Raw genomic sequence first — 24,663 nt, 5'->3', positions numbered from 1 at the left:
AATTTAGCGATTAAATACATGGTTTATTTAAAGCCATGAGTTAAATATATAAATAAAAGGAGTTTAGTATGAAAAGTTATAAAGCGTTCCCGCTTGAAGTTAAAAATGACATAGCAGATTCAATTAAAAGTCAGTTTGGTGATACTTTTTCAAATGATTTAATTTTAACCTTTATTCGGGTAATGGACACGGCTAGCGCATTTTAATCCCAGACTCTAACAGGGTTGAGCGGTAATCATCGTCTAGCCCTGCCATTTTCTTTTTCCTCGCCATACTTGCTGACTTAGATGCATCTTGTTTAAAAAGCGCCATGGCTATCTTTCGCATTACATTAAACATTAATGGCCCTTGAAGTTTGCGTATTCTCGATTCATCTTCTCTGAAGTTCATATCAAGCATCCAATGCATGCTTTCAACCTGCCAGTGACTGCGTACCGCATTGAGTGCTTGCGCTGCATTTAAGTCTAATGAACTTATATACCAGCGTGTTTCAGTGGTATCCGACCCTGCCGACTTATCATGAACTTCAGCCCTGACCTTAATAATACTCGTTAAGCCAGGCCAACGATAATCCTTGCCTAACCAGCTTTTATCTATAAGTAACTGCTGGCATGTACGTGTTTCAACACGCCCATGTCCTGAGCTTATTTCGGTATGTTCATCACAATTATGCTTAGTTAACCTTTCACGCTCGCACTTGTGCCACCACGCTTCTAGTTCCTTTTGCATGCCTGAATGATTACCTTTAAGTGCAAGAATATAATCTGCTTTTTGTTGGATGATTTGTTTTGCTATTTCTTGTTGGCATCCCATCGCATCTAACGTAATGATACTGTTTTCAATATCGAGCAGGGTGAGTAATTCTGGTATTGCGGTGATTTCATTTGTTTTATTATCAACAGCCGTCTGCCCAAGCACTAACTGGTGTTGGCAACTCCATGCACTGACCGTGTGTAAGGCACTTTTTCTGTCTTTTGTGGTAAATGAACGCCGTGCGGTTTTGCCATCGATAGCGATGATATCTGCACCTGTGGTTTCAATCAGTGATGATATCCAAGATTGAAATGCCCTTTCTATTTCATTTGCTTTTAACCGACACATGACGCGCGCAATCGTGTCATGTTTTGGAATTCCTGCGTTGAACGTGCCGTATTTTTTTAACCAATCAAGTTTTAGGTGCCCAAAGTCTTCAATATCTTCCCATCCTTCTGCACCAGAGAGCACAGCGCTAATAGCAAGGAGAAGAATATCGATAAGTTCATGCTTTTTACAACGTTCAATGCGAGGATCTGTAATTGAATTAAAATGTTTCAGAAAAGTAGTGCTCATATTTATGCGACCAAGTAATTATTATGCCTTGATCTGATCACTACTTGCTCTATAAGTTCAATTTATAATGATCTTGCCGTGGGGTAATGGAAGATTCAACATTTGTTGAAGTTGATTTTACAGATTTATTAGCATTTTTAGCCGAGTGTAAACTTGGTTTTAAAACCTTTTCTAATCAAGATACGTTAACTGAATTTGTTAAATCAAATCAGTGCGCACCAAAGGCTTTATTTGGGCATAAAAAGTTGCTTGAAAATTCCGAGACTAATTTTATGGATGACTTTTCTGATAGTGTAAATAAGCTTAAGCAGCTTGTAGAAAATGATGGCTTTTTATATGTGTCGGCTGGCTTTAATCAAGACTTAAGTGAGCATAAAAACGGTTTTGAATTTTTTATGATTAGCTCTCATGAATAGAGAAGGTTAATTATTAACACAATAAGCACTTAATTTATATAATAGCTTTAGTTGAGTATATTTATTAAATGCATAGTCTGATATTTAATATTGATCACTTTGCCGACTAAAAATACAATCAAAAAGCAAGCAAACAAAACCCAGTATTATTGCTGGGCTTTGTTTTGTGGATGGCTAATTAGAAGCTATAACTCATTGAAACCCATAAACTACGTGCTTTTTGGGTCGTATTATAATCAGAAAGGCATTCGTATTCTTGCTCTGATGTTGCAAGCAGACATGAGCGACTCGAAAGGTCATCATCTAATAGATTATTAATACGTGCATTAAGTGCTAAGCTATCGTTTATTTTATAGTTGGCAGCTAAGTGGTATAAATCATAGGCTTTGTAGTATAGCTTTTGTGTTTCAGGGCCTTGTGGACCAGATACATTAGCGGTACCACGGTAACGGTCACTACGAATTTCTGAAATAAGTGAAATACTTAAATCATCTAATGGTTGCCATGCAAGTGTTAAGTTATACATGTTTTTAGGTGTATTAACCAAAGGTAGGCCTTCATCTCGACCGCTTTTCACTTCGCTATCTGTGTATGTGTAATTGCCACGCAGTGATAGCTTCTCAATAATTTGCCATTTTGCAGCAACTTCAATACCACGAGTAACTGATTTATCAACGTTGGCCGCTTGAGTAAATGTAGTACTACCAATACTAGCCCAACCTGCACCAATTTCTACACAAGGCTCATCGGCAATAGCTATTTCACAGTTTGGTAAGTTATCTTGATTGATTATCTTATCATTAAAATCATTGTAAAATACGGTGACATTACCGCTGAAGTTATCATTGCCATTAAAATAAGCGGCTACTTCATAGTTAACACTTGTTTCAGGCTGTAAGTCAGGTGTACCAACAAATGGTTTTGTACCTTGGCCACCAAAACCAGTAATACCAGGGAATAGCTGGTTTGGCTCTGGTGTTTTATAGCCAGTACTAATACCGCCTTTAAACGTCCACTCATTAGTAGGGGAGTAAGCTAAGTAAGCACGGGGACTAACTTGTGAACCAAAAATATTATGATGATCATAACGCGCACCAAAAGTGGCCGTTAACTCGGGAGTAATTTCCCAGTTATCTTCAGCAAATATAGCCGTTTGACGGTGATTTTGAGTTGTACCTTCACGATAACCGTCGCCATACATACCAAATACGCCATCTTCCATTTCAGCATCAAAGTATTGCGCACCAATTACAAAGTAATGGTTATTGATATTTGACTCGAATTTAGCATTAATTATTAAGTTATCAAGCTTTAAAGTACGCAGTGGGCGAGGTAAAAAAGCTTCATCTAGCTGTGTGTAAATTTCATCTGTTAATGCTGGCTTATCGGTATTTTGATCAATTACTGCCTGATCCCAAATTGCTTGTACACCTAAACGCTCTTGCACATTTAATGGAAGTGAACGGCCAAAATTTTCACTACTACTTTGCGTAATATTGCTTGTTAGCGTACCGGCATCGTACCGACCAACATGCGCAAACACAAATTGCTCACGCTCAACTCGTTGATAAGGAGTGTAGCCAACTCTAGGTTGTACTATCCCATTACTAATACGCCATAAACTTACAGGGCTATCTAAGCTGCCTGTTTGGCCTTCAGTATTATCGTAACGTTGCTTTGCAACATCGTATTCAAAGCTAATTTCGTTTTGATTATTTATTAGGTAATTTATTGTTGCGCCAGCATTCCAGTTATGTGCAGCAACAATTTTTTTATCTCCGAAGCTGCCGTCATCTTCCCACATACTGCCATCGGGGAGTGGTAAGCTTTCGCTGTATGTGGGTTCACTTTCTTGGCGATCATAAAAGCTTCCTCTTAGGCCATAAGTTAGTCCTTCAATACCACTTGGGCCGGTTAAATATACATCAATTTTATTATCGTTGCCGTACTGCTCGTCTTGTTGAATATTACTGCTTACGGTAACGCTGCCATGAGTTGTATCAAGGTTTTTTCGAGTAATAATATTTATTACACCGCCAATTGCATCGGCGCCATATAAAGTTGACATAGGACCACGAACAACCTCAATTCGCTCAATTGCTTCAAGTGGTGGCATGTACATAAATTGGCTGTTGCCAAAGTTATTTGGACCAATATTGCCCACATCACTTTGACGTCGGCCATCAATAAGCACTAAAGTATAGCTCTCTGGTAGGCCACGCATCGTAATACTTATATTACCGTTTTTATCCTGCCCTGCACCAACATCAATACCTTCAATATCACGAAGTGCATCAGCAAGGCTAGTAAATGGTCTATTTTGTAGTTCTTCGCGAGAAACAACAGAAACACTAGCGGGTGCATCAATTAATTTTTGCTCGTAACCTGAGGCTGTTACAACTAAAACCTCCATATTTTCAGCAGTGTTGTCATCAGCGGTAACAGCTGCTGATGTTAAAAATGTACTTATTAGTGTGGCCAGATAAAGCGGGCGAGATTTCATTGTAGTTCCTTTATGAAAGTAACGTAAGTTTAGAATATGCCGCGGATGATAATAGATATCAATCGCGTTCTCAATAGTGAGTTCAATATATTTACATTTAAAAAACAAAAAGAGTTAAAAAAGGGGGATTTATATAGGCAAGCATTTACACAAATGCCCCTGTAGTGATTACGGATGATGCTATAGCGTTACTAGTTAATATTGAGGTATGGCTTTTGTACTAACAGCCTTTTCACCATAGGTGGGTTAATAATTTATATTAGTGGGCGAGTTGTGGCTAAAAGATTTAAATTAGTAAGTAAAGCAACCGCAAAAGCCGTAGCAGTATAACTTTTTATATGTAGCTTATTATTAATAACTAGTCGTTTATTACTAAGAAATGCAACTACATTAAGTAGGTGGCAAAGCATAAATATATTTATGGCAGCAGTTATTTACTTTGTTGTAGTTTATGGCGGTATTGGCGGTGTTTTTATTGGTATAGTGGCCGCTTAATTAATAGATTTGTTAACAGGGGTTTGCGAGCAAAGCCAGTCAATAAGTTATAACTATACAATAATTTCCCTCATTACGAAGTTACAAGAGCTAATATAGTGCTTAGTACATCGCTTTTACTAACGCTGTGTACTAAACACTAAATATAACAAAGCATCCTTGCTTATTAAAACTGTGTTTCTAGCTGTAATATCAAAATTTAGATATAACTAATAGTTTATAAGCAGCCAGGTAAATGTTTTGCAGGGTCTGTTTCACGTGCTTTTATCGCATCAGCAACCGTCATTCCAAGCGCTTTAGCAACACCTTCACCATAGGCAGGATCGCACTGATTACAGTTACGAATATGACGATATTTAATAAAGTCATAGGTATCACCCATTTGTGCCGCCGTATTACTAAATAGCGCTTGTTTTTGCTCATCATTCATTAAGTTAAAAAGAGCGCGTGGTTGGCTAAAGTAGTCGCTATCGTCTTCACGGAAGTCGTAATGTTTAGCATCGCCATTAATTTTAAGTGGCGGCTCAACATATTGTGACTGCTCTTGCCACTGGCCAAAGCTATTCGGTTCGTAGTGTAGCCTTGCGCCATAGTTACCATCAACACGGCCTTGTCCATCGCGCGCATTGCTATTAACAGGGCAGCGAGGTTGATTTACCGGCACTTGATTATGATTCACACCTACACGGTAGCGCTGTGCATCAGCGTAGTTAATTAAACGGGCTTGTAGCATTTTATCTGGTGATACACCAATTCCAGGTACTAAATTACTCGGTGCAAAAGCAGCTTGCTCTACATCAGCAAAGTAGTTATCAGCGTTTTTATTTAACTCATACTCACCTACTTCAATCAGTGGGTAATCACCTTTAGGCCATACTTTAGTTAAATCAAAAGGATGATACGGCACGTTATCAGCTTCGGCTTCAGGCATAATTTGCACATACATTTTCCATTTAGGGAAGTCGCCGCGCTCAATCGATTCAAATAAATCTTTTTGATTACTTTCACGATCCATAGCAACTATTTCAGCAGCTTCTGCATCGGTTAAGTTTTTAATACCTTGCTGTGTACGAAAATGAAATTTCACCCAAAAGCGCTCACCGGCTTCATTCCACAAACTATAGGTGTGTGAGCCAAAACCATGCATATGTCTATACGAGGCAGGTATACCACGATCACTCATTACAACCGTTACTTGATGGAGTGCTTCAGGTAATAAAGTCCAAAAGTCCCAATTGTTAGTTGCAGAGCGCATATTAGTACGAGGATCGCGCTTTACCGCTTTATTCAAATCTGGGAATTTAAGAGGATCGCGCAAAAAGAATACAGGGGTATTATTACCCACCATATCCCAATTGCCTTCTTCGGTATAAAACTTTAATGCAAACCCACGAATATCACGTTCAGCATCAGCAGCGCCACGTTCACCAGCAACCGTACTAAATCGAGCAAACATTTCGGTTTTTTTACCAACTTCGCTGAATATTTTTGCACAAGAATACTTACTAATGTCGTTAGTAACAGTAAATGTGCCAAACGCGCCAGAACCCTTTGCATGCATACGGCGCTCTGGAATAACTTCGCGTACAAAATTTGCCAGCTTTTCATTTAGCCAAACGTCTTGAGCAAGTAATGGCCCACGCTTACCAGCGGTCATACTATTTTGGTTATCAACAACAGGCGCACCGCTGTTAGTGGTGAGAGGGGTATGGTCAAAAGGACATCTTTTATCACTCATACAATTGCTCCTTTAATGATTATTTAGAATGAAAACAAAATACACTGATTACTCAATACTATACTAATAGCCCAAATAGTATAGTACGAAAATCAGCCGAGATAGATCCCTGTAAAAAATGGTATTTAAAGTTTTATAAAAAGGCTTTTAGAATAGGCTTATCTTCGATAGCGAAACATGCAAATCAAATTATCATTAAACAAAGCTTTAGTTGCAGCCAAAGTTTATACTTTTAGTAATTATGCTTAAGTATTAAGAATTAGATAAACTACTTGGGGTATTTAACTGCTTAAAATGAAAGAGTTAGCTGGTGTGATTGAGTTGGTTTTAACCGTAGAGCTTTAGAGTAGGTGAGCAAGAGTTGGGAGTGTTCTTTTTAGATGTTCTCATTACTTTGAATTGGTACGACCGAGTGGATTCGAACCACCGACCTCTACCATGTCAAGGTAGCGCTCTAACCAACTGAGCTACAGTCGTACTACAATTGAATTCTTAAATAAATTTATTCTTTAGGTTAAGAATAAATGTTGGTACGACTGAGTGGATTCGAACCACTGACTCTTGGACCGGGTGATCAAGAGTAGGTAGTGCTCTTTCCTTCAATTATACTTTTTCTTAAATGTTGGTACGACTGAGTGGATTCGAACCACCGACCCCTACCATGTCAAGGTAGTGCTCTAACCAACTGAGCTACAGTCGTATTACTTTAATTTAAGCTAAGTGCTAACTAGGTAGCACGGGCGCTAATATATAGCGTGATGGGAGTTGGATCAAGCAGCTTTATAGTTTTTGCGTTTATTTGCCGTTTTTTTATTCATATTGGGCTGATTTCACACGTTTTATAAAAAACTTGCCACCAAAGTACATGGTTTTTAGCTGAGTATTTTAGTTGGTTCAATAAGTTACTGTTTGCATTGGGCTGGAGTAAATTATTAATTGGTTTGCTGGTGATTGCTGTTTTATACCAAAGTTGTTGATATAGCGGTTGCAGGGTTTCTAAGTAGCCGGCGAGTTGTGCTTGGTAAGGTTGCACTTGTCCTAAGTAATATTTTTTAAAGATATTATTTACAATTTGCGCTTGGTTATTATTTTTACCTGCTTGGCATAGCTGGCTAATATTTATGGTGTTTATAAATTGGGTAGCACTGTTATTTAGGGCTATTTGCGTTCTTACTGATTGAATTAGCTGCTGGTTAAACTGGTATTTATTAAGCTGCTCTAGTGCGGCAAATAAATGCTCGGAGTTTATTTGTGCAAACTGCTGCTTGGTTATTTGTTGTTTAATATTTACCAGCTTTGTTACGGCATTTACTGTGTCGCTAAAGCCTGCTGGGGTTATTGAAAGCTCTCGCGAGCTCAGTTGCCAAATGCGATTAAGCTCGGACTCTTTATAGAGCATGCTATTAAAGTAGTGCATTAAGTTATTTTGTTTGTGTTCGGTTGCCGCCAAAATCTTTTTATAAATAGAAGAGTCTTTTTCAAGTGTCGTTAAGCACTGCTGCGCACTTTGTATAAATTTTATTTGATAGATTAATATGCTTGCCGCTGTGGCGGTTTTACCGAGTTGGTTATTATGCTCGCTAATGAGGACGTTAAGTTTGCAGTGGCTTAAACTGGCAAGTTGAATAATGCCCAAGGTGATGTTGCTATCACTTAATACAGTTAATGGTATTAAGCTTAGTGGCACTAGCGGTTTTGGTGTTACTGGCTGTAAATCAAGCGTGTTTGCTAGCCGCTGGATATAAGTATGATTTGCATTACTGGGCTTATCGCTACAAGCGGTTAATGCAATAAAGCACACTACCAATAAACAGGTTATTGGCAGTGGCTTTACTAATAGCCGTTTAAGCTTGCAAAGATGGTTCATATTTAAAACGTCTATGTACTGTGTACATTAACAATACAGCAGCGAGTGTTAAGCCAACAATAATGCCCAACCAAAAACCATGTGGGCCCATTGCTGGGACGATTAAGTCGGTTCTGGCTAATACATAGCCTAGTGCAAAGCCAACTAACCAATACGATACAAATGTAATGTATGAAATAGGTGCGGTGTATTTTAATCCACGTAATATGCCATTTGCAGCAACTTGTAGTGCATCAGGTAGTTGATATATACAGGCTAAAATCATGATAGATGAAGCCAGTGCCAGTACTTCGGGGCTGTCGCTGTACAGTTGGCTTATTAAATCGCGGCCTAAAAAGGTAGTTACGGCAACAAACAGGGCAATGAGCGCTGCCAGTATATAGCTAGTTGAAACAGCAACTTTTAGTTGTTTTAAATGGTTTTGACCATATAAGTTGCCTATACGTATACTTATAGCAATAGAAAGGCTGAGCGGCATCATAAACAATAAAGTGGTAACACTGGCGGCAATCTGATGGCCAGATACGGCTACGGCGCCTAAATGGGCTATAAATAATGGAATGCAGGCAAATAAGGTTACTTCAAAAAAAGTAGCTAATGAAATAGGAATACCCAATTTAGTGATAATGCCAATAGTGGTTAAATTAGGTTTTTCAAATGGAGTCATTAAGCCTTTAGCACCTATTTTTTTACTCATTTGGCAATAAATAACCTGGGCTATTGCCATTACAGTTAATACTAATGCAGTAGCAATACCACAGCCTGCGCCGCCATAAGCGGGTAGGCCAAATAAGCCATTAATAAAAATATAGTTAACCGGAATATTAACCGCTAAACCTAACAGGCTGATATAAAAAGCGGGTTTGGTCATGCCCATACCTTCGGTCATATTTCTGTAAACGGTAAAAATTAAAAAGCCAAATACTCCCCATTTAACAAAGCGAATATAATCACTGGCAAGTGTTGCTATAGCAGGGCTGGTGTCGAGCTTTAATATAATAATATCGGCAAATTGAGCAATACCAAACCCAGCAATACATAGCAGCGCAGTTAAATATAAAGCTTGTTGAAAATAATGGCTGATGCCTTTTTTATCGTTGGCCCCCGCAAACTGTGCAATAACACCGGTTAAAGCGAGTAAAATACCTTGCAGTGCAAGTAATAATGGGTTCCAAATACCAGTGGCAATAGATAAAGCAGCTAAATCAGTTGGGCTTACTTGGCCTGCCATAATCGTATCGACGACAGACATTAAAACAAGGGTAACCTGAGCTAAAAAAACGGGGATGGCAAGGGAAAGTAAGCGTTTAGCTTCCCAATTACTAAATGTCATAACAAACAGCTAAGAAATAATACAGGGCATAATTGTAATCTATTGCGGGGTGCCAATCCATTAAGATAATTATTAAGAGTGCATGATTTTATAACTTGATACGTTAAACTAGAGGCTATTAAGCAGCAAAGGCTTAACAGCCCCAATTTTGTAATAAACTTAAGAGATTATATGTTTACAGGAATTATACAAACCCAAGCGAGAGTCGTGTCGGCTAACCAAGTAAATGGCGTGATGCAATTAACCATAGCGGTTGAAAAGCAATATATACAGCAACTAAATTTAGGGGCGAGTATTGCTATTAATGGCTGTTGTTTAACAGTTGTTAAAGTATTAGCAAGTGATGATTTAATGGCGCAGGTATATTTTGATGTGATTGATGAAACACTCAAGTTAACTAACTTAGGTAAGCTTGAACTGGGCAGTTTAGTTAATTATGAGCGTTCAGTAACCTTTGGTACTGAACTTGGCGGGCATATTGTGTCTGGCCATATTCACTGTACGGCTAAAGTGGTGCAAATAGTTAAACAGCAAAGTAATTATAAAATGCAATTGTGCATACCGCCGCAGTGGCAAAAGTATGTATTGTATAAAGGTTTTGTGGCTATAAATGGCGCAAGTTTAACTGTAGGTAATGTTGATGAGCAGGGCTTTTGGCTGCACCTTATTCCCGAAACCCTCGCTATTACCAACTTAGATGCAGCTAAGCTAGGTGATGAGTTTAATATTGAGGTAGATCAGCAAACCTATACCATAATAAATACGGTCGAGAACTACTTGCGTCAGCAGAGTTAAAATATTTGTTCGTCGCCGCTATCTACATGTAATTCTAGTTTATTACGAGCATGGTCAATGTGCATGTTTAAATGAATAGGGTTACAACAGGCGCTGCACTCTTCTATGTAGTCTTGATCTCCCATGCTGGCATCTAAATCTAAATGAATATGATGCCCGCAGTGCGGACATGAAATACGTTGCGATACAAAGTTTTTCATAATCACTCCATGTACATTATTAAGTAGGCTTTCAATAATATAATTACACTAATTAATCACTTACTTAATGCTATTGGTATAAGCTCAATATAGTCGGGATTAAATGTTTACTGCGTTTAATTTAGTTTATTAGGATTACTTTATTAACCTTTCTATGTGTTGTTTTGCTTGGGTAAGGTAATGCCCCGCAAAAATATTAGCGTGGTTTAAAATAGGGTAAAGCTGGTATATTAATTTACGTTGCTCAAAACTTGCTAGCAACGGATATTGTTGATTATAAGCGCTGTAAAAATCATCTGGCAGTGGTGCAAATAGCTCGCTCATGGCTATATCAACCTCTCGGTCACCGTAATAACAGGCAGGGTTAAATATACTCGGTACTGTATTTATAAACCCTACATTACCACGCCAAAAATCGCCATGTAATAATGATGGCTCTACGGGGTGGCTGTGTAATTGCTCTTTTACTAAATTAATTAATCGCTCTGGCTCTATAAATATAATGCCTTTTTCTGCCAATAATTGTAATTGCCAGCCTATGCGCTCTTCGGCGTAAAATATATTCCACTTTTTATGCCAGCTATTAGGCTGTACTGTAGTGGCTAAATAATTATCTACATCAAAACCAAACATGGCTTGCTGATGCTTTTGATGCAACATTGCTAAGCCTTTTCCCATTGCGTTCCATGTGGGGTGTGGTTGTTTGTCAAATTCTAACCACTCTAAAACAATAAACGAGAACTCTATATTTGCACCTGTTGTAATGCAATCAGGCACTATAAACACCCCGTTTTCTGTGAGCAGCTTTAAACCAAGCGATTCGCTTTCTAGGCGCTCAAGCTCATTTTTTAACGCTACTTTTACTAAATAGTTGTGCGTACCATTGGTTATATTAAAAAGTTTGTCGGTGTTGGTGCTCTGAAGTTGCTGTTTATGAGTATGTTTAAAGTCATAATGTATGGCTTGGCTTATTTGCTCGTTTACTGTTTTCCACATAACAATTGCTCGCTTTTTAAACCGATACTTAAACTATGGCAAAAAGGTATTAATTTAACAAACTAATCGTTGTAAAATTAATGCCATAAATCACTGAAATGGAATAAAAATGAATAAAAGTTTAATAACCAATTTGCTAGCGGGTATATTTGTTGTTCTCGGCTTTATATTTGATCAGGCAATTGTGCTGTCGGTTGGTTTATTTGCACTCTCTGGAGCAGTGACTAATTTATTAGCTATTCATATGCTGTTCGAAAAAGTACCTTTTTTATATGGTTCGGGAGTAATCGCGTTAAAGTTTCAAAGCTTTAAAGTAGCAATAAGAAACTTAATTTTAACTGAGTTTTTTTCAGAGCAAAAAATTAATAGCTTACTCAGCAAAGCGCAACCTAATATCGACTTTGAACCAATAATAAATAATGTTGATTTAAACCCCGCATTCGACAGTTTACTAGAGGTAATTGAGCAATCTCAGTTTGGCAGCATGCTTGCTATGTTTGGTGGCAGTGCGGCGGTTGAGCCAATGCGTGAAAAATTCATTGAAAAAATGCAACTGTCGCTTGGAGAAATATCTCAAACTGATAACTTTAAAGCCTTAGTTAGTCAAACACTTTCGCAAAGTAATAGTGCTGAAAGTTTACACAATACAGTGCTTAAATTAGTTGATGAGCGCCTTGATGAACTAACCCCTAAAATGGTTAAAGAGATTATTCAAACCATGATCCGCGAGCACTTAGGTTGGTTAGTTGTATGGGGCGGCGTGTTTGGTGGATTGTTTGGGTTAATCGCTGCCGTGATTTAAATATAGTCTGAGCTATAAAATAATTTTATTAAAAGTATTTTATAGCTACTGACATATTTTTTCAGACTGTTATTATCGCCCCCTAATTTTTAGTGTTTCCTAAATTCGGATAATAAGTGCAATTTCTCAGATTAGATGGCCAGCTGTTATAATTCGGCCATTTTCTCGCCAAAGGAAATTGCTTTAATGAAATATAAACAGCTGACACAAGAAGAAAGATACCAGATTTACGCGTTAATAAAAGCAGGAAATAACCAAAAGCAGATAGCTGAAGAACTAACTCGTTCACCGTCATCTATTTCTAGAGAGCTAAAACGCAATAAAGGACTTAAAGGCTATCGGCCTAACCAAGCCAATAACTTTGCTGAACAAAGACGTAAGTCATCTTTCAAAGCAAGTAAGTTAACAGAGGACGTCACTCACTGGATTAATAAATTGTTGCATGACGGACTTTCCCCTGAGCAAGTGGCAGGCCGCTTAGCTTTAGAGAAACAGGTCGTTTTACATCATGAAACAATTTATCAATATATTTACAGAGACAAGGCTCGTGGTGGCAAGCTACATAAGACACTCACTCGTGCATGTAAAAAGTATAAAAAACGCTATGGAAGCTATGATAAACGTGGACAGATAGTTAATCGAGTCAGCATTGATGAACGCCCAAGTATTGTGGATTCAAAGTCTAGGATTGGTGATTGGGAGGGCGATACAGTGATAGGTAAAGGGCGTAAAAATGCGCTTGTCACAATGGTTGAACGTAAAACGTTATATACAGTCGTTCACAGAATTGAAAGCAAGCATGCGAAAATAACAGCCGATGCGCTGATCAAGTGTATGACACCATATAAAGATAGGGTTATTACCGTGACGTTAGATAATGGAAAAGAGTTTGCTCACCATGAGCATGTTGCACAAGCATTAGAAGCTGATGTGTATTTCGCTCATCCCTATTCATCATGGGAGCGGGGCATAAATGAGAATACCAACGGCTTACTTAGACGCTTCTTCCCCAAGGGAACTGACTTTATGGCGCTAAGTGAAGCAGAGATACAGGCGGCAGTTGATAAGCTCAACCATCGGCCAAGAAAAACAAGAGGGTATAAAACCCCTCATGAATTATTTACGGGGCAATCAGAAATACTGGTGGCTGCATAATGATTGCACTTAATACTTGAATTCGAGTTTAATTAAAAGGAGCCACTGTGAGTAAAACGCTAGCCAGTTATTATCAGCAGGCGTATGCATGCGACCAACAGCACTTTAACCAATGTTTTTATTGTGGCTGTGAAGCGACAGAGCGCGACCATTGTCCGCCATTACACATGCTACAAAGCATTATTGACCTAGGTGAAGAAGCCGACTTTGTATCAATACCGGCATGTTATGAGTGCTATGCGCTACTACATAACGAAAGGTTAATGACGATAGATGAGCGCTTTACTAAAATGAAAAAAAAGCTTTCTAATAAATACGCTAAACCACTGCGTGTTTATAATATGTGGGAAGAGAGTGAACTGGGTGATATGAGCGACGAGTTTGCGCACAGCATTCAAGCGGGTATGAAACTAGGTAAAGAAGCCGCAGAGCGCTTAGCATTTACTGGCTTTAGTTACGTCACTGAAGAGGCTAAGGTCACAGTGCGGGAAAAAACCAAAGAATTTGACGTAGAAGGCGTGTTATTTACTGATTTTAAAGAGGCACTAAGCTACTGTATTACCGACTTAAATGTTGATAAAAGTGATTTTTATAAAATATTGGTTGAAGACTATCAAGGCGATTTTAACAAAGCACTTAGCCAGTATCGTCATCGGCATGACAAAGTAACTGCCGCTAAAGATGGCAACACGTTAATTAAAGATTTTTCAAAGCTGCACAAACAAAACTCTGATTTTGTAACTCGCACTGTTAAGCACTTTATGGAAAAAGATCCAGTGTTAACAACCGAAGGCGCACTAGAGAAACTTTATAACAATTATATAAAAAAGTAATTACAGTAACTCATCTCAATTTATTGGTTTTTGGCCTGTTTTTTTAGCTTTATTAGTTAGCTTTAGCTAAAGTAGCAAAAAAACAGGAGAACCGAATAACATGCAAAAATTTGCTCCCTCATTGTTAGCTATTGGCTTAGCAACTGCACTTGTTGGTTGCCAAGAAAACGGCCCACAAGACGATAAAATAACAATAAACAAAAACCCTTACCCAAGTACTTATAAAGTGGTTGCTACATCAAGCACGCTGATCACTAATGCCACTGTATTAACAGGTACGGGCGAGCGCTTAGATGATACCGATGTATTACTTGTTGATGGTAAAGTACAACAAGTAGGCAAAGATTTAACTGCATCAGCAGATACCACAATTGATGCTCAAGGCAAGTGGGTCACACCGGGTATAATTGACGTTCACTCACATTTAGGTGCATATCCAAGCCCCTCGGTTGAGTCGCATCAAGACGGTAACGAAATGACCAGCCCAAATACAGCGGAAGTATGGGTAGAGCACTCTATTTGGCCACAAGATCCAGGCTTTAACCGTGCTCGCGAAGGCGGTATTACCTCACTACAAATATTACCTGGCTCTGCTAACTTGTTTGGTGGGCGCGGCGTAACACTTAAAAACGTACCAGCGCATACAATGCAAGCAATGAAATTTCCAGATGCGCCGTACGGCTTAAAAATGGCGTGTGGCGAAAACCCAAAACGCGTTTATGGTCGTAAAGGCACGTTACCGTCAACCCGTATGGGGAACATGGCCGGTTACAGAATGGCATGGGCCGAAACTGTAGAATACAAACGCGCGTGGGATAAATACGATAGCGATTATGCAGCGGGTAAAAACCCAGCAGCACCTACCCGCGATATTAAATACGATACATTGCGAGGAGTGTTAGAGGGCGAAGTGCGCATTCATAACCATTGCTATAAAGCAGAAGAAATGGCGATGATGATTGACCTTTCAAAAGAATTTAATTATCACGCGGGTACTTTTCATCATGGTATAGAAGCCTATAAAATTGCTGACATGCTAGCTGCAAACGGTTCATGTGCTGCGCTTTGGCCAGACTGGTGGGGCTTTAAAATGGAAGCCTACGACATGGTGCAAGAAAATGTGGCCATTGTTGATGCAGTTAAAAACTCGTGTGCGGTAGTTCATTCTGATTCAGATACGACTATTCAGCGCTTAAACCAAGAGGCTGCTAAGGTAATGTTCCGCGCTAATCAAAATGGTTTTGATATTTCGGAGCAACACGCAATTAAGTGGATCACCGCTAATGCGGCAAAATCACTAGGAATTGATGATAAAACAGGCTCACTCGAAGCCGGTAAACAGGGCGATGTGGTTATTTGGAACCAAAGCCCGTTTAGTGTTTACGCTAAAGCTGAGCAAGTGTTTGTTGATGGTGCAAAAGTTTACGATAGAAACGATAGCACGTATCAGGCAACAAGTGATTTTATGTTAGGTCAACAATAAGGAGCACCCAGAATGAAAAATTTATCACGTTCGTTTTCGCTTTCTCTGGTTGCTACAGGGTTATTAGCAGCAGGCGCGGTTAATGCGCAGTCACTGGCAATTATTAACGCCACATTACACACCTCAACAGAGCAAGGTGTATTAGAGGGCGCGAGCATTGTAATGACTGATGGCAAAATTTCTGCCATTAATCCAAGCGCTGTAAAAGCCGACAAAATTATTGATGCTAAGGGCCAAATAGTAACGCCTGGCTTTATTGCCAGTATTAACCAATTAGGTTTAGTTGAAGTAGGCGCGGTTGCAGGCTCACGCGATGGCGGCGATGAAAAAGCCGGTATTGATTTTGATGCAAGTTTAGCTTTTAACGGCCACTCGGGGTTAATTCCTTACGCACGTAAAGGCGGAATTACACGCGATGTGATCACCCCACAGGGCGGCGAGAGTATTTTTGCAGGCCTTGCTAGTGTAGTTGATTTAAGTGGTAGTTTTGAAAGCGTACTGCAAAAACAAGTGGCACTAGTGGTTAATTTAGGTGAGCGCCGTAAAGGTTCACGTGCGTTTACTTTGCAAACACTTATAAATAAGCTAGATGAACATCAAACTAAAGCCGATAAAAAAGCTAAAAAAGATGACAAAAAGCCAACCACCGAAGATAAAATAATGGTTAAAGTACTTAGCGGTGAAATGCCATTAATCGTTAATGTATCTCGCGCTGCCGATATAGTTGAGCTTATTAAAGTAAAGCAGCAGTTTGGCATTAACTTAGTACTTAATGGTGCGCAAGATGCTGTTGTAGTTAAAGAGCGTTTAGCTAAAGCAGACATTCCAGTGATCATTAGTGCTATGGATAGTTTGCCAGGTAGTTTTGACTCATTAAATGCGAGTTTAAATAACGCAGGCTTACTTGAAAAAGCCGGCGTAAAAGTATTGCTAACAGTGGGCGGCGATGCCAGTCATAACGTTTACCAGCTACGTTTTGATGCGGGTAATGCTGTATCGTATGGTATGAGCCAGCAAGGCGCATTAAAAGCAGTTACAGCTAACGTGGCTGAGGTATTTGGCATTAATGCAGGCAGCTTAGCGGTAGGTAAAGCGGCCGATGTGGTTATGTGGAGCAATGATCCGTTTGAGCTTAGCAGCCACGTGAGCAAAATGTTTATTAATGGGGTTGAGGTATCTACACAATCTCGCCAAGATAAACTGCGTGACCGTTATACAACTGAGTCAAGTATGCCACGCGCATATACTAAGTAATCAGAAACTAAGCTAAACATCCTATATATTAGGGGTTGAAGCTACTACTAAAAAAGGCCGCTATTTTATAAATAGCGGCCTTTTTATTTGTAAAATTTTAGACACAAAAAGCCGCTTACTTTTGCAAGTAAGCGGCTTTAAATTTAATTCAATATTATACTAATTTAGCTAAAATATCGTTAAAGGTAGTGCTTGGACGCATCGCTTTAAAAGCAGCATCGTCGTTAGGCTGGAAGTAACCGCCTAAATCTACCGCTGGGCCTTGCGCGTTGTTTAGCTCACTAACAATTTGTTCTTTGTTAGTTTCAAGGTCGCTAGCAATTTGCGTAAACTGCGCTTTAAGTTCGCTGTCGTCATTTTGCTTAGCAAGTTCTTGTGCCCAAAATAAAGATAGGAAGAAATGAGAACCACGGTTATCAATTTCTTTTACTTTACGTGAAGGCGACTTGTTTTCTGCAAGGAAAGTACCAGTTGCTTTATCTAGGGTGTCAGCAAGTACTTGTGCCTTGTTGTTACCCGTCGTTACGCTTAGGTGCTCAAGCGATGCAGCAAGTGCTAAAAATTCACCTAAAGAATCCCAACGTAAGTGGTTTTCTTTTTCGAATTGTTGCACATGCTTAGGTGCAGAACCACCTGCGCCAGTTTCAAATAAGCCACCACCGTTCATAAGTGGAACAATTGACAGCATTTTAGCACTTGTACCCAACTCTAAAATTGGGAATAAATCTGTAAGGTAATCACGTAAAACGTTACCTGTTACAGAAATCGTGTCTTTACCTTCTTTAATACGCGCTAAAGAGAATAAAGTTGCTTCAAGCGGTGCTAAAATTTGAATATCTAGGCCAGCTGTATCGTGCTCTGGTAGGTATTTATTTACTTTTTTGATTAGCTGCGCATCATGTGCACGGTTTTCGTCTAACCAAAAAATAGCAGGAACGCCCGTTGCGCGTGCACGGTTTACTGCAAGCTTAACCCAATCTTGGATTGGTGCATCTTTAACCTGGCACATGCGCCAAATATCGCCTTGCTCAACACTGTGCTCAAGTAAAGTAGTACCGTTTGCATCAACAACACGGATCGAACCGTCTGCTTTAGCTTCAAACGTTTTGTCGTGTGAACCGTATTCTTCTGCTTTTTGCGCCATAAGGCCAACGTTTGGAACGCTACCCATAGTTGTTGGATCAAACGCACCATTTTCTTTACAAAAATCAATAGTTGCTTGGTAAATACCTGAGTAACAACGATCTGGAATTACAAAGCTAGTGTCTTGTAATTTACCATCGTTATTCCACATTTGACCGCTTGAACGAATTGCAGCAGGCATAGATGCATCGATGATCACGTCACTTGGTACGTGTAAGTTTGTAATACCACGGTCAGAATCAACCATAGCAATAGCGGGGCGGTTAGCGTAAACAGCTTGAATGTCTGCTTCAATTTCTTCGCGCTTAGCGTCATCTAATGTTTGAATTTTAGAGTACACATCGCCTAAACCATTATTTACATCAACACCTAGCTCTTCAAAAAGTTTACCATGCTTGGTAAATACATCTTTGTAGAATACTTTTACAGCGTGACCAAAAATAATTGGGTCAGATACTTTCATCATTGTCGCTTTCATATGCAGCGAGAATAATACGCCTTTTTCTTTAGCAGCATCAATTTCGGCAGCTAAGAAAGCTTGCAGTTTAGCAGCGCTAATGCTTGATGCATCAATAACTTCGCCAGCTAAAAGCGGTGTGCTTTGTTTAAGCACAGTAACGTCGCCGTTAGTTGCAACATGTTCAATACGCACATCAGTGGCTGTATCAACAGTTACTGATTGCTCAGAACCAAAAAAGTCGCCTTCGCTCATGCTAGCAACGTAAGATTCAGAATCTTTGCTCCACGCACCCATTGAATGCGGGTTGTTACGTGCATATTCTTTTACAGAGCCTGGCGCGCGACGATCTGAGTTACCTTCACGTAGTACAGGGTTTACTGCACTGCCTTTAATTTTGTCGTACGCAGCTTGAATTGCTTTTTCTTCATCGTTTTTAGGCTCAACAGGGTATTCTGGAAGTGCATAACCTTTAGCTTGAAGCTCTTTAATTACCGCGCGAAGCTGTGGTACAGAGGCGCTGATGTTTGGTAATTTAATAATGTTAGCTTCTGGTGTTTTAGCCAGTTCGCCAAGTTCAGCCAGTGCATCGTTAATACGTTGTTCTGGTGTTAAATAATCAGGGAAGCTTGCAATTACACGACCTGCTAATGAAATATCGCGAGTTTCAACTTCAACACCTGCCGCATTTGTATATGCTTGGATGATAGGTAGCAACGAATAAGTTGCGAGTGCCGGAGCTTCGTCCGTTTTTGTATAGATAATTTTTGATGTCATCATCATTCCTAGATAGTTGGCCATAACGACCATATTCAACAATGCAAAGAAATCATTGCCACCAGTATTGGTAATACATTAAAGCGTTAATAATGGAGCAACGAGCAGTCAGTTAGGTGTTTATTGCCCTATATTTATATAAAGCAAAATAGTCACACCTGACCAGCTAGTACCGTATTTATAACTAAACATTTAATAAAAATAAATTAGCCTTTAGGCTAGCGTTAATACGTTATTTTTAGGGTAAAGAGTGTAACAAGCTTGGTTTAAAAGGGCTAGTTTTTGCAAGCACCATCCAAGTAGTTATACCAATTGAATTAAAAACATTGATCGTTCTAACGGACTAAAGTTTCATAATGGCATTAAAATTTCATATAGAATAACTATACGGTTAAATTTATGCTTAATTATTAAGCTTTTTACTTGTCGCTATAGTAAATGCCAATTTTATTAAAAATATGAGCATGCTTGCGTATTAAATGACTTATTGGTTACTTTTAAAATAACTAAGGTAAAACAATGGGATACATTATTTAATCCTATTGTTAAGCCATTTGTTTTGCGCCGAAATTACTCATTAATTTAATGTTATTGGTATGCCCGTGTATTTAATACAAATTGATATTTAACATTCAATACAGAAAATATTGGGGTAGATAAAATAAATTCAAGGAAAAGGGTTGAATTTGCAGATAATGAGGCTATTAATACAGAAGAAGAGATGATAAAAAAGATGTTGAAGGAATTAAGCGAGGATCTAAGCAGGTCACTCGCTTTAGTAGAACAAAATAACAGTCACTCAATAATATCACCGTTAGGCGCTATATTTTTAGCGTGTAAGCCTTTAGGGCCTTGTTCTAATTCGAATGTTACATCTTGACCAGCTTTAAGTGTTTTATAGCCGTCCATTACAATTGTTGAGTAATGAGCGAAAATATCATTCTCGCAGCCGTCTTCTACGATGAAACCGAAACCTTTGGCATTATTGAACCATTTGACTTTACCACAAGCCATACTTCTACATCCTTCTATAAGTTCACTAATTTAGTTAATCTAAACTGTATAATTTGCTAGACTGACTAAGGTTTAATCAATCTATGTTTGACTGTAGTTTATTTAGCCAGTCAGTCAAGTGTTTTGATCTATTTATTAACATTTTATTTATTTTTTTATTCAAGTTTGCTTGAGTTACAAAGACAAGACTATATTTAATTATGAGTGGTATGAAAGATTCAGGTGTTATAGACATCGTTCGCGACAAGGAAAAGCAAAAGCTGCAACCACCGCGAAAATATAAAGTTGTTTTAAATAACGACGATTACACGCCAATGGATTTTGTGATAGAGATCCTGATGACATTTTTTAATATGGATAGCGATAGAGCAACCGACGTGATGCTGCAAATTCATCAACAAGGGAAGGGGATCTGTGGCGTATTTAGCTCAGATGTAGCCCATACAAAAGCTGAACAAGTTAACCGGTATTCAAGGGATAACGAGCATCCACTGCTATGTAGTTGTGAGCAGGAATAAATACCAAACGAATGATCTTTCGTTCGATTGTAATGGTATAAAATTATTATCTCTGTAAGGGGTTGCCAATGCTAAATAAAGATTTAGAACTTACTTTGAACAGCGCGTTTCGCGAAGCGCGTACACGTCGTCATGAGTTTATGACGGTAGAACACCTTTTACTTGCGCTTTTGGACAATCCATCTGCTGGGGAAGCGCTAAGTGCCTGTGCAGTAAATGTTGCAGAGTTAAAAACTGAACTACTTGAGTTTATTAACGAAACCACACCAGTTATTCCAGATTTAGAAGAAGAGCGTGAAACTCAGCCAACACTTGGTTTTCAACGTGTATTGCAACGTGCTGTTTTTCATGTGCAATCATCGGGTAAAAACGAAGTAACAGGCGTAAACGTGCTGGTGGCTATTTTTTCTGAGCAAGAAAGCCAAGCAGTATATTTACTTAAAAAACACGATATATCACGTCTTGATATTGTTAATTTTATTTCGCATGGCATTGCCAAAAGCGATGATGAATTAGGCGATGATACCGACGATATTCACGAAGACGTACAAGAAGTGCAAAGCGAAGAAGCGAGCAAGCTCGACAGCTTTACCACTAATTTAAACGTACAAGCGCTCGAAGGCCACATTGACCCATTAATAGGGCGCGATAGTGAAGTAGAACGTACTGTGCAGGTGTTGTGTCGTCGTAAAAAGAACAACCCATTATTAGTAGGCGAAGCAGGTGTTGGTAAAACAGCAATTGCAGAAGGCCTAGCGTATCGTATTGTAAATAAGCAAGTACCCGAAGTAATTGCCGATGCCGTTGTTTACTCGCTTGATATGGGCGCATTATTGGCAGGTACTAAGTACCGTGGCGATTTTGAAAAACGCTTTAAAAGCTTACTAAAAGAGTTGCAAGCACAGCCGGGCTCTATTTTATTTATTGATGAAATTCATACCATTATTGGTGCCGGCGCGGCATCGGGTGGCGTTATGGATGCATCAAACTTACTTAAGCCGCTACTCTCTAGTGGGCAATTACGCTGTATGGGTTCGACAACTTATAACGAGTATAAAAATATTTTTGAGAAAGACCGTGCTTTGGTACGTCGCTTTCAAAAAATTGATGTGCTTGAGCCGAGTGTTGCCGATACCACTAAAATATTAAATGGTTTAAAAGAGCGTTACGAAGCGCACCATGGTATTCGTTATACGCAAAAAGCGTTAAAAGCAGCGGCAGAGTTAAGTGCAAAATATATTAATGAACGCCATTTGCCAGACAAAGCAATTGACGTAATTGATGAGGCCGGTGCAAGCCAACGTTTACTGCCTAGCTCTAAACGCAAAAAAACCATTGGCGTTGCCGATATAGAAAATATTGTGGCTAAAATGGCGCGTATTCCACCGCAAAGTGTGTCATCTAGCGATAAAGAAACGCTTAAAAGCTTAGACCGCAATTTAAAAATGTTGGTGTTTGGGCAAGATCAATCTATTGATGCGCTTACATCGGCTATTCGCTTATCGCGCTCTGGTTTAGCCAACGAAGAAAAACCAGTAGGGTCGTTCTTATTTGCAGGCCCAACAGGGGTAGGCAAAACCGAGGTAACTAAACAGCTAGCTAAGTGTATGGGTGTTGAGTTTATTCGCTTTGATATGTCGGAGTACGTAGAGCGCCATGCAATAAGCCGACTAATTGGTGCGCCACCAGGTTATGTTGGTTTTGAGCAAGGTGGTTTACTCACTGAAGCGGTAATTAAAAACCCGCATGCGGTAGTACTATTAGATGAAATTGAAAAAGCGCATTCAGATATTTACAACATTTTGTTGCAAGTAATGGATCACGGTACATTAACTGATAATAACGGTCGCAAAGCCGATTTTAGAAATGTAGTCGTGGTAATGACCACCAATGCGGGCGTGCAAGAAACAACGCGTGCGTCAATTGGTTTTAGCGAGCAAGACCATACGCACGATGCAATGGGTGAAATTAATAAAGTATTTTCACCAGAATTTAGAAACCGTTTAGATAACATTATTTGGTTTAATCACCTTGATAAAGACGTTATTTTACTTGTGGTTGATAAGTTTATTGTAGAGCTTCAAGCGCAACTGGATAAAAAATCAGTTAATCTTGAGCTTAGTGCTAAAGCGCGGGAATGGCTGGCTGACAAAGGTTACGACAAAGCGATGGGTGCACGTCCTATGGCACGTATTATCCAAGAACAGCTTAAAAAACCATTAGCCAACGAAATACTCTTTGGTGAACTTGTTGAAGGCGGTACGGTTAAAGTATCGGTTAAAGATAAAAAAATACGCTTTGATTACGAAAGCGATTTAACTCCAGCTTAGTTTAATATGCGTTAAATGAGTTAAATAAAAAGGCCTGCTTTTAAAAGCAGGCCTTTTTTGTAAGTAAGCGCGCAATTAAACCCACATACCAATATTAATGCTACCTATGCATAATTTACTCAGCCTAAATTCGGATAATAAGTGCAATTTCTCAGATTAGATGGCCAGCTGTTATAATTCGGCCATTTTCTCGCCAAAGGAAATTGCTTTAATGAAATATAAACAGCTGACACAAGAAGAAAGATACCAGATTTACGCGTTAATAAAAGCAGGAAATAACCAAAAGCAGATAGCTGAAGAACTAACTCGTTCACCGTCATCTATTTCTAGAGAGCTAAAACGCAATAAAGGACTTAAAGGCTATCGGCCTAACCAAGCCAATAACTTTGCTGAACAAAGACGTAAGTCATCTTTCAAAGCAAGTAAGTTAACAGAGGACGTCACTCACTGGATTAATAAATTGTTGCATGACGGACTTTCCCCTGAGCAAGTGGCAGGCCGCTTAGCTTTAGAGAAACAGGTCGTTTTACATCATGAAACAATTTATCAATATATTTACAGAGACAAGGCTCGTGGTGGCAAGCTACATAAGACACTCACTCGTGCATGTAAAAAGTATAAAAAACGCTATGGAAGCTATGATAAACGTGGACAGATAGTTAATCGAGTCAGCATTGATGAACGCCCAAGTATTGTGGATTCAAAGTCTAGGATTGGTGATTGGGAGGGCGATACAGTGATAGGTAAAGGGCGTAAAAATGCGCTTGTCACAATGGTTGAACGTAAAACGTTATATACAGTCGTTCACAGAATTGAAAGCAAGCATGCGAAAATAACAGCCGATGCGCTGATCAAGTGTATGACACCATATAAAGATAGGGTTATTACCGTGACGTTAGATAATGGAAAAGAGTTTGCTCACCATGAGCATGTTGCACAAGCATTAGAAGCTGATGTGTATTTCGCTCATCCCTATTCATCATGGGAGCGGGGCATAAATGAGAATACCAACGGCTTACTTAGACGCTTCTTCCCCAAGGGAACTGACTTTATGGCGCTAAGTGAAGCAGAGATACAGGCGGCAGTTGATAAGCTCAACCATCGGCCAAGAAAAACAAGAGGGTATAAAACCCCTCATGAATTATTTACGGGGCAATCAGAAATACTGGTGGCTGCATAATGATTGCACTTAATACTTGAATTCGAGCAGCATATTAACCTGAGG

20 protein-coding genes and 2 tRNA genes are annotated in these 24,663 nt (G+C 39.2%); 11 read left to right on the top strand and 11 right to left on the bottom strand.

Annotated features, from left to right (window positions below):
• The first annotated feature begins 68 nt into the window (after positions 1 to 68).
• A complete protein-coding gene (locus tag CIK86_RS19240) occupies positions 69 to 206 on the top strand; it encodes a hypothetical protein (protein ID WP_176359668.1) in 138 nt (45 codons plus the stop codon).
• Here CIK86_RS19240 and CIK86_RS07140 read toward each other — a convergent pair.
• On the bottom strand, positions 193 to 1,329 hold the full coding sequence (locus CIK86_RS07140; RefSeq protein WP_008466968.1) for an ISAs1 family transposase: 1,137 nt from the start codon (positions 1,327 to 1,329) through the stop codon (positions 193 to 195). The two genes, CIK86_RS19240 and CIK86_RS07140, sit on opposite strands and share 14 nt — an antisense overlap.
• A gap of 86 nt (positions 1,330 to 1,415) precedes the next feature.
• Between CIK86_RS07140 and CIK86_RS07135 the strand changes: the two genes are divergently transcribed.
• Positions 1,416 to 1,745: a hypothetical protein gene (locus tag CIK86_RS07135; RefSeq protein WP_086993439.1), complete on the top strand. Its 330-nt coding sequence runs from the start codon at positions 1,416 to 1,418 to the stop codon at positions 1,743 to 1,745.
• A gap of 178 nt (positions 1,746 to 1,923) precedes the next feature.
• On the opposite strand, the gene CIK86_RS07130 is transcribed toward CIK86_RS07135, so the two are convergent.
• From CIK86_RS07130 to CIK86_RS07105, 6 genes are all read right to left on the bottom strand, one after another.
• Complete coding sequence (locus tag CIK86_RS07130) at positions 1,924 to 4,248, bottom strand: TonB-dependent receptor (RefSeq protein WP_086993441.1); 2,325 nt, start codon at positions 4,246 to 4,248, stop codon at positions 1,924 to 1,926.
• A 712-nt stretch (positions 4,249 to 4,960) separates the two neighbouring features.
• Positions 4,961 to 6,481: a catalase gene (locus CIK86_RS07125; protein ID WP_086993443.1), complete on the bottom strand. Its 1,521-nt coding sequence runs from the start codon at positions 6,479 to 6,481 to the stop codon at positions 4,961 to 4,963.
• 400 nt (positions 6,482 to 6,881) lie between these two features.
• A tRNA-Val gene (locus CIK86_RS07120) sits at positions 6,882 to 6,958 on the bottom strand.
• 146 nt (positions 6,959 to 7,104) lie between these two features.
• Positions 7,105 to 7,181: transfer RNA gene (locus CIK86_RS07115), tRNA-Val, on the bottom strand.
• 114 nt (positions 7,182 to 7,295) lie between these two features.
• Positions 7,296 to 8,348 (bottom strand): DUF3080 domain-containing protein, encoded by a 1,053-nt coding sequence (locus CIK86_RS07110; protein ID WP_086993445.1) that lies wholly within the window; start codon positions 8,346 to 8,348, stop codon positions 7,296 to 7,298.
• Positions 8,326 to 9,681: an MATE family efflux transporter gene (locus tag CIK86_RS07105; protein ID WP_086993447.1), complete on the bottom strand. Its 1,356-nt coding sequence runs from the start codon at positions 9,679 to 9,681 to the stop codon at positions 8,326 to 8,328. Before CIK86_RS07105 ends, CIK86_RS07110 begins: the two co-directional genes overlap by 23 nt.
• A 171-nt stretch (positions 9,682 to 9,852) precedes the next feature.
• Here CIK86_RS07105 and CIK86_RS07100 point away from each other — a divergent pair, with 171 nt between their 5' ends.
• Positions 9,853 to 10,476, top strand: coding sequence for a riboflavin synthase subunit alpha (locus CIK86_RS07100; protein ID WP_086993449.1), 624 nt, complete (start codon positions 9,853 to 9,855; stop codon positions 10,474 to 10,476).
• Here the strand turns inward: CIK86_RS07100 and CIK86_RS07095 are convergent.
• Together CIK86_RS07095 and CIK86_RS07090 are read right to left on the bottom strand one after the other, a co-directional pair.
• Positions 10,473 to 10,676 carry a CPXCG motif-containing cysteine-rich protein gene (locus CIK86_RS07095; RefSeq protein ID WP_011328409.1) on the bottom strand — a complete coding sequence of 68 codons (204 nt, stop codon included), beginning with the start codon at positions 10,674 to 10,676 and terminating at the stop codon, positions 10,473 to 10,475. The two genes, CIK86_RS07100 and CIK86_RS07095, sit on opposite strands and share 4 nt — an antisense overlap.
• Before the next feature lie 135 nt (positions 10,677 to 10,811).
• Complete coding sequence (locus tag CIK86_RS07090) at positions 10,812 to 11,672, bottom strand: fructosamine kinase family protein (protein ID WP_086993452.1); 861 nt, start codon at positions 11,670 to 11,672, stop codon at positions 10,812 to 10,814.
• Positions 11,673 to 11,781: 109 nt separating this feature from the next.
• Between CIK86_RS07090 and CIK86_RS07085 the strand changes: the two genes are divergently transcribed.
• The 5 genes from CIK86_RS07085 to CIK86_RS07065 all read left to right on the top strand — a co-directional run bounded on the left by CIK86_RS07085 (position 11,782) and on the right by CIK86_RS07065 (position 17,199).
• Positions 11,782 to 12,474 (top strand): hypothetical protein, encoded by a 693-nt coding sequence (locus CIK86_RS07085; protein ID WP_011328407.1) that lies wholly within the window; start codon positions 11,782 to 11,784, stop codon positions 12,472 to 12,474.
• A 186-nt stretch (positions 12,475 to 12,660) separates the two neighbouring features.
• Positions 12,661 to 13,629, top strand: coding sequence for an IS30 family transposase (locus CIK86_RS07080; protein ID WP_096317079.1), 969 nt, complete (start codon positions 12,661 to 12,663; stop codon positions 13,627 to 13,629).
• A 47-nt stretch (positions 13,630 to 13,676) separates the two neighbouring features.
• Positions 13,677 to 14,462, top strand: coding sequence for a hypothetical protein (locus CIK86_RS07075; protein ID WP_086996996.1), 786 nt, complete (start codon positions 13,677 to 13,679; stop codon positions 14,460 to 14,462).
• Between the two features lie 100 nt (positions 14,463 to 14,562).
• Complete coding sequence (locus tag CIK86_RS07070; RefSeq protein WP_011328405.1) at positions 14,563 to 15,945, top strand: amidohydrolase; 1,383 nt, start codon at positions 14,563 to 14,565, stop codon at positions 15,943 to 15,945.
• Positions 15,946 to 15,957: 12 nt separating this feature from the next.
• Positions 15,958 to 17,199 carry an amidohydrolase family protein gene (locus CIK86_RS07065; protein ID WP_086996993.1) on the top strand — a complete coding sequence of 414 codons (1,242 nt, stop codon included), beginning with the start codon at positions 15,958 to 15,960 and terminating at the stop codon, positions 17,197 to 17,199.
• A gap of 154 nt (positions 17,200 to 17,353) precedes the next feature.
• Here the strand turns inward: CIK86_RS07065 and CIK86_RS07060 are convergent, their stop codons facing one another.
• On the bottom strand, positions 17,354 to 19,576 hold the full coding sequence (locus tag CIK86_RS07060; protein ID WP_011328403.1) for an NADP-dependent isocitrate dehydrogenase: 2,223 nt from the start codon (positions 19,574 to 19,576) through the stop codon (positions 17,354 to 17,356).
• 795 nt (positions 19,577 to 20,371) lie between these two features.
• On the bottom strand, positions 20,372 to 20,590 hold the full coding sequence (gene cspD / locus CIK86_RS07055) for a cold shock domain-containing protein CspD (protein ID WP_011328402.1): 219 nt from the start codon (positions 20,588 to 20,590) through the stop codon (positions 20,372 to 20,374).
• A 209-nt stretch (positions 20,591 to 20,799) separates the two neighbouring features.
• On the opposite strand from cspD, the gene clpS reads away from it, so the two are divergent.
• The 3 genes from clpS to CIK86_RS07040 all read left to right on the top strand — a co-directional run bounded on the left by clpS (position 20,800) and on the right by CIK86_RS07040 (position 24,618).
• Positions 20,800 to 21,108 (top strand): ATP-dependent Clp protease adapter ClpS, encoded by a 309-nt coding sequence (gene clpS, locus CIK86_RS07050; protein WP_083497543.1) that lies wholly within the window; start codon positions 20,800 to 20,802, stop codon positions 21,106 to 21,108.
• Between the two features lie 68 nt (positions 21,109 to 21,176).
• Positions 21,177 to 23,438: an ATP-dependent Clp protease ATP-binding subunit ClpA gene (gene clpA / locus CIK86_RS07045; RefSeq protein WP_086996990.1), complete on the top strand. Its 2,262-nt coding sequence runs from the start codon at positions 21,177 to 21,179 to the stop codon at positions 23,436 to 23,438.
• A 211-nt stretch (positions 23,439 to 23,649) separates the two neighbouring features.
• Positions 23,650 to 24,618, top strand: a complete 969-nt coding sequence (locus tag CIK86_RS07040; protein WP_096317079.1) for an IS30 family transposase — start codon at positions 23,650 to 23,652, stop codon at positions 24,616 to 24,618.
• Positions 24,619 to 24,663 lie beyond the last annotated feature (45 nt).

This window comes from Pseudoalteromonas sp. JB197, assembly GCF_002332205.1.
GTDB classification, from domain to species: Bacteria; Pseudomonadota; Gammaproteobacteria; order Enterobacterales; family Alteromonadaceae; genus Pseudoalteromonas; species Pseudoalteromonas nigrifaciens.
The sequence above is the reverse complement of the archived record's forward strand: the minus strand, read 5'-3'. Positions and strand labels throughout refer to the sequence as shown.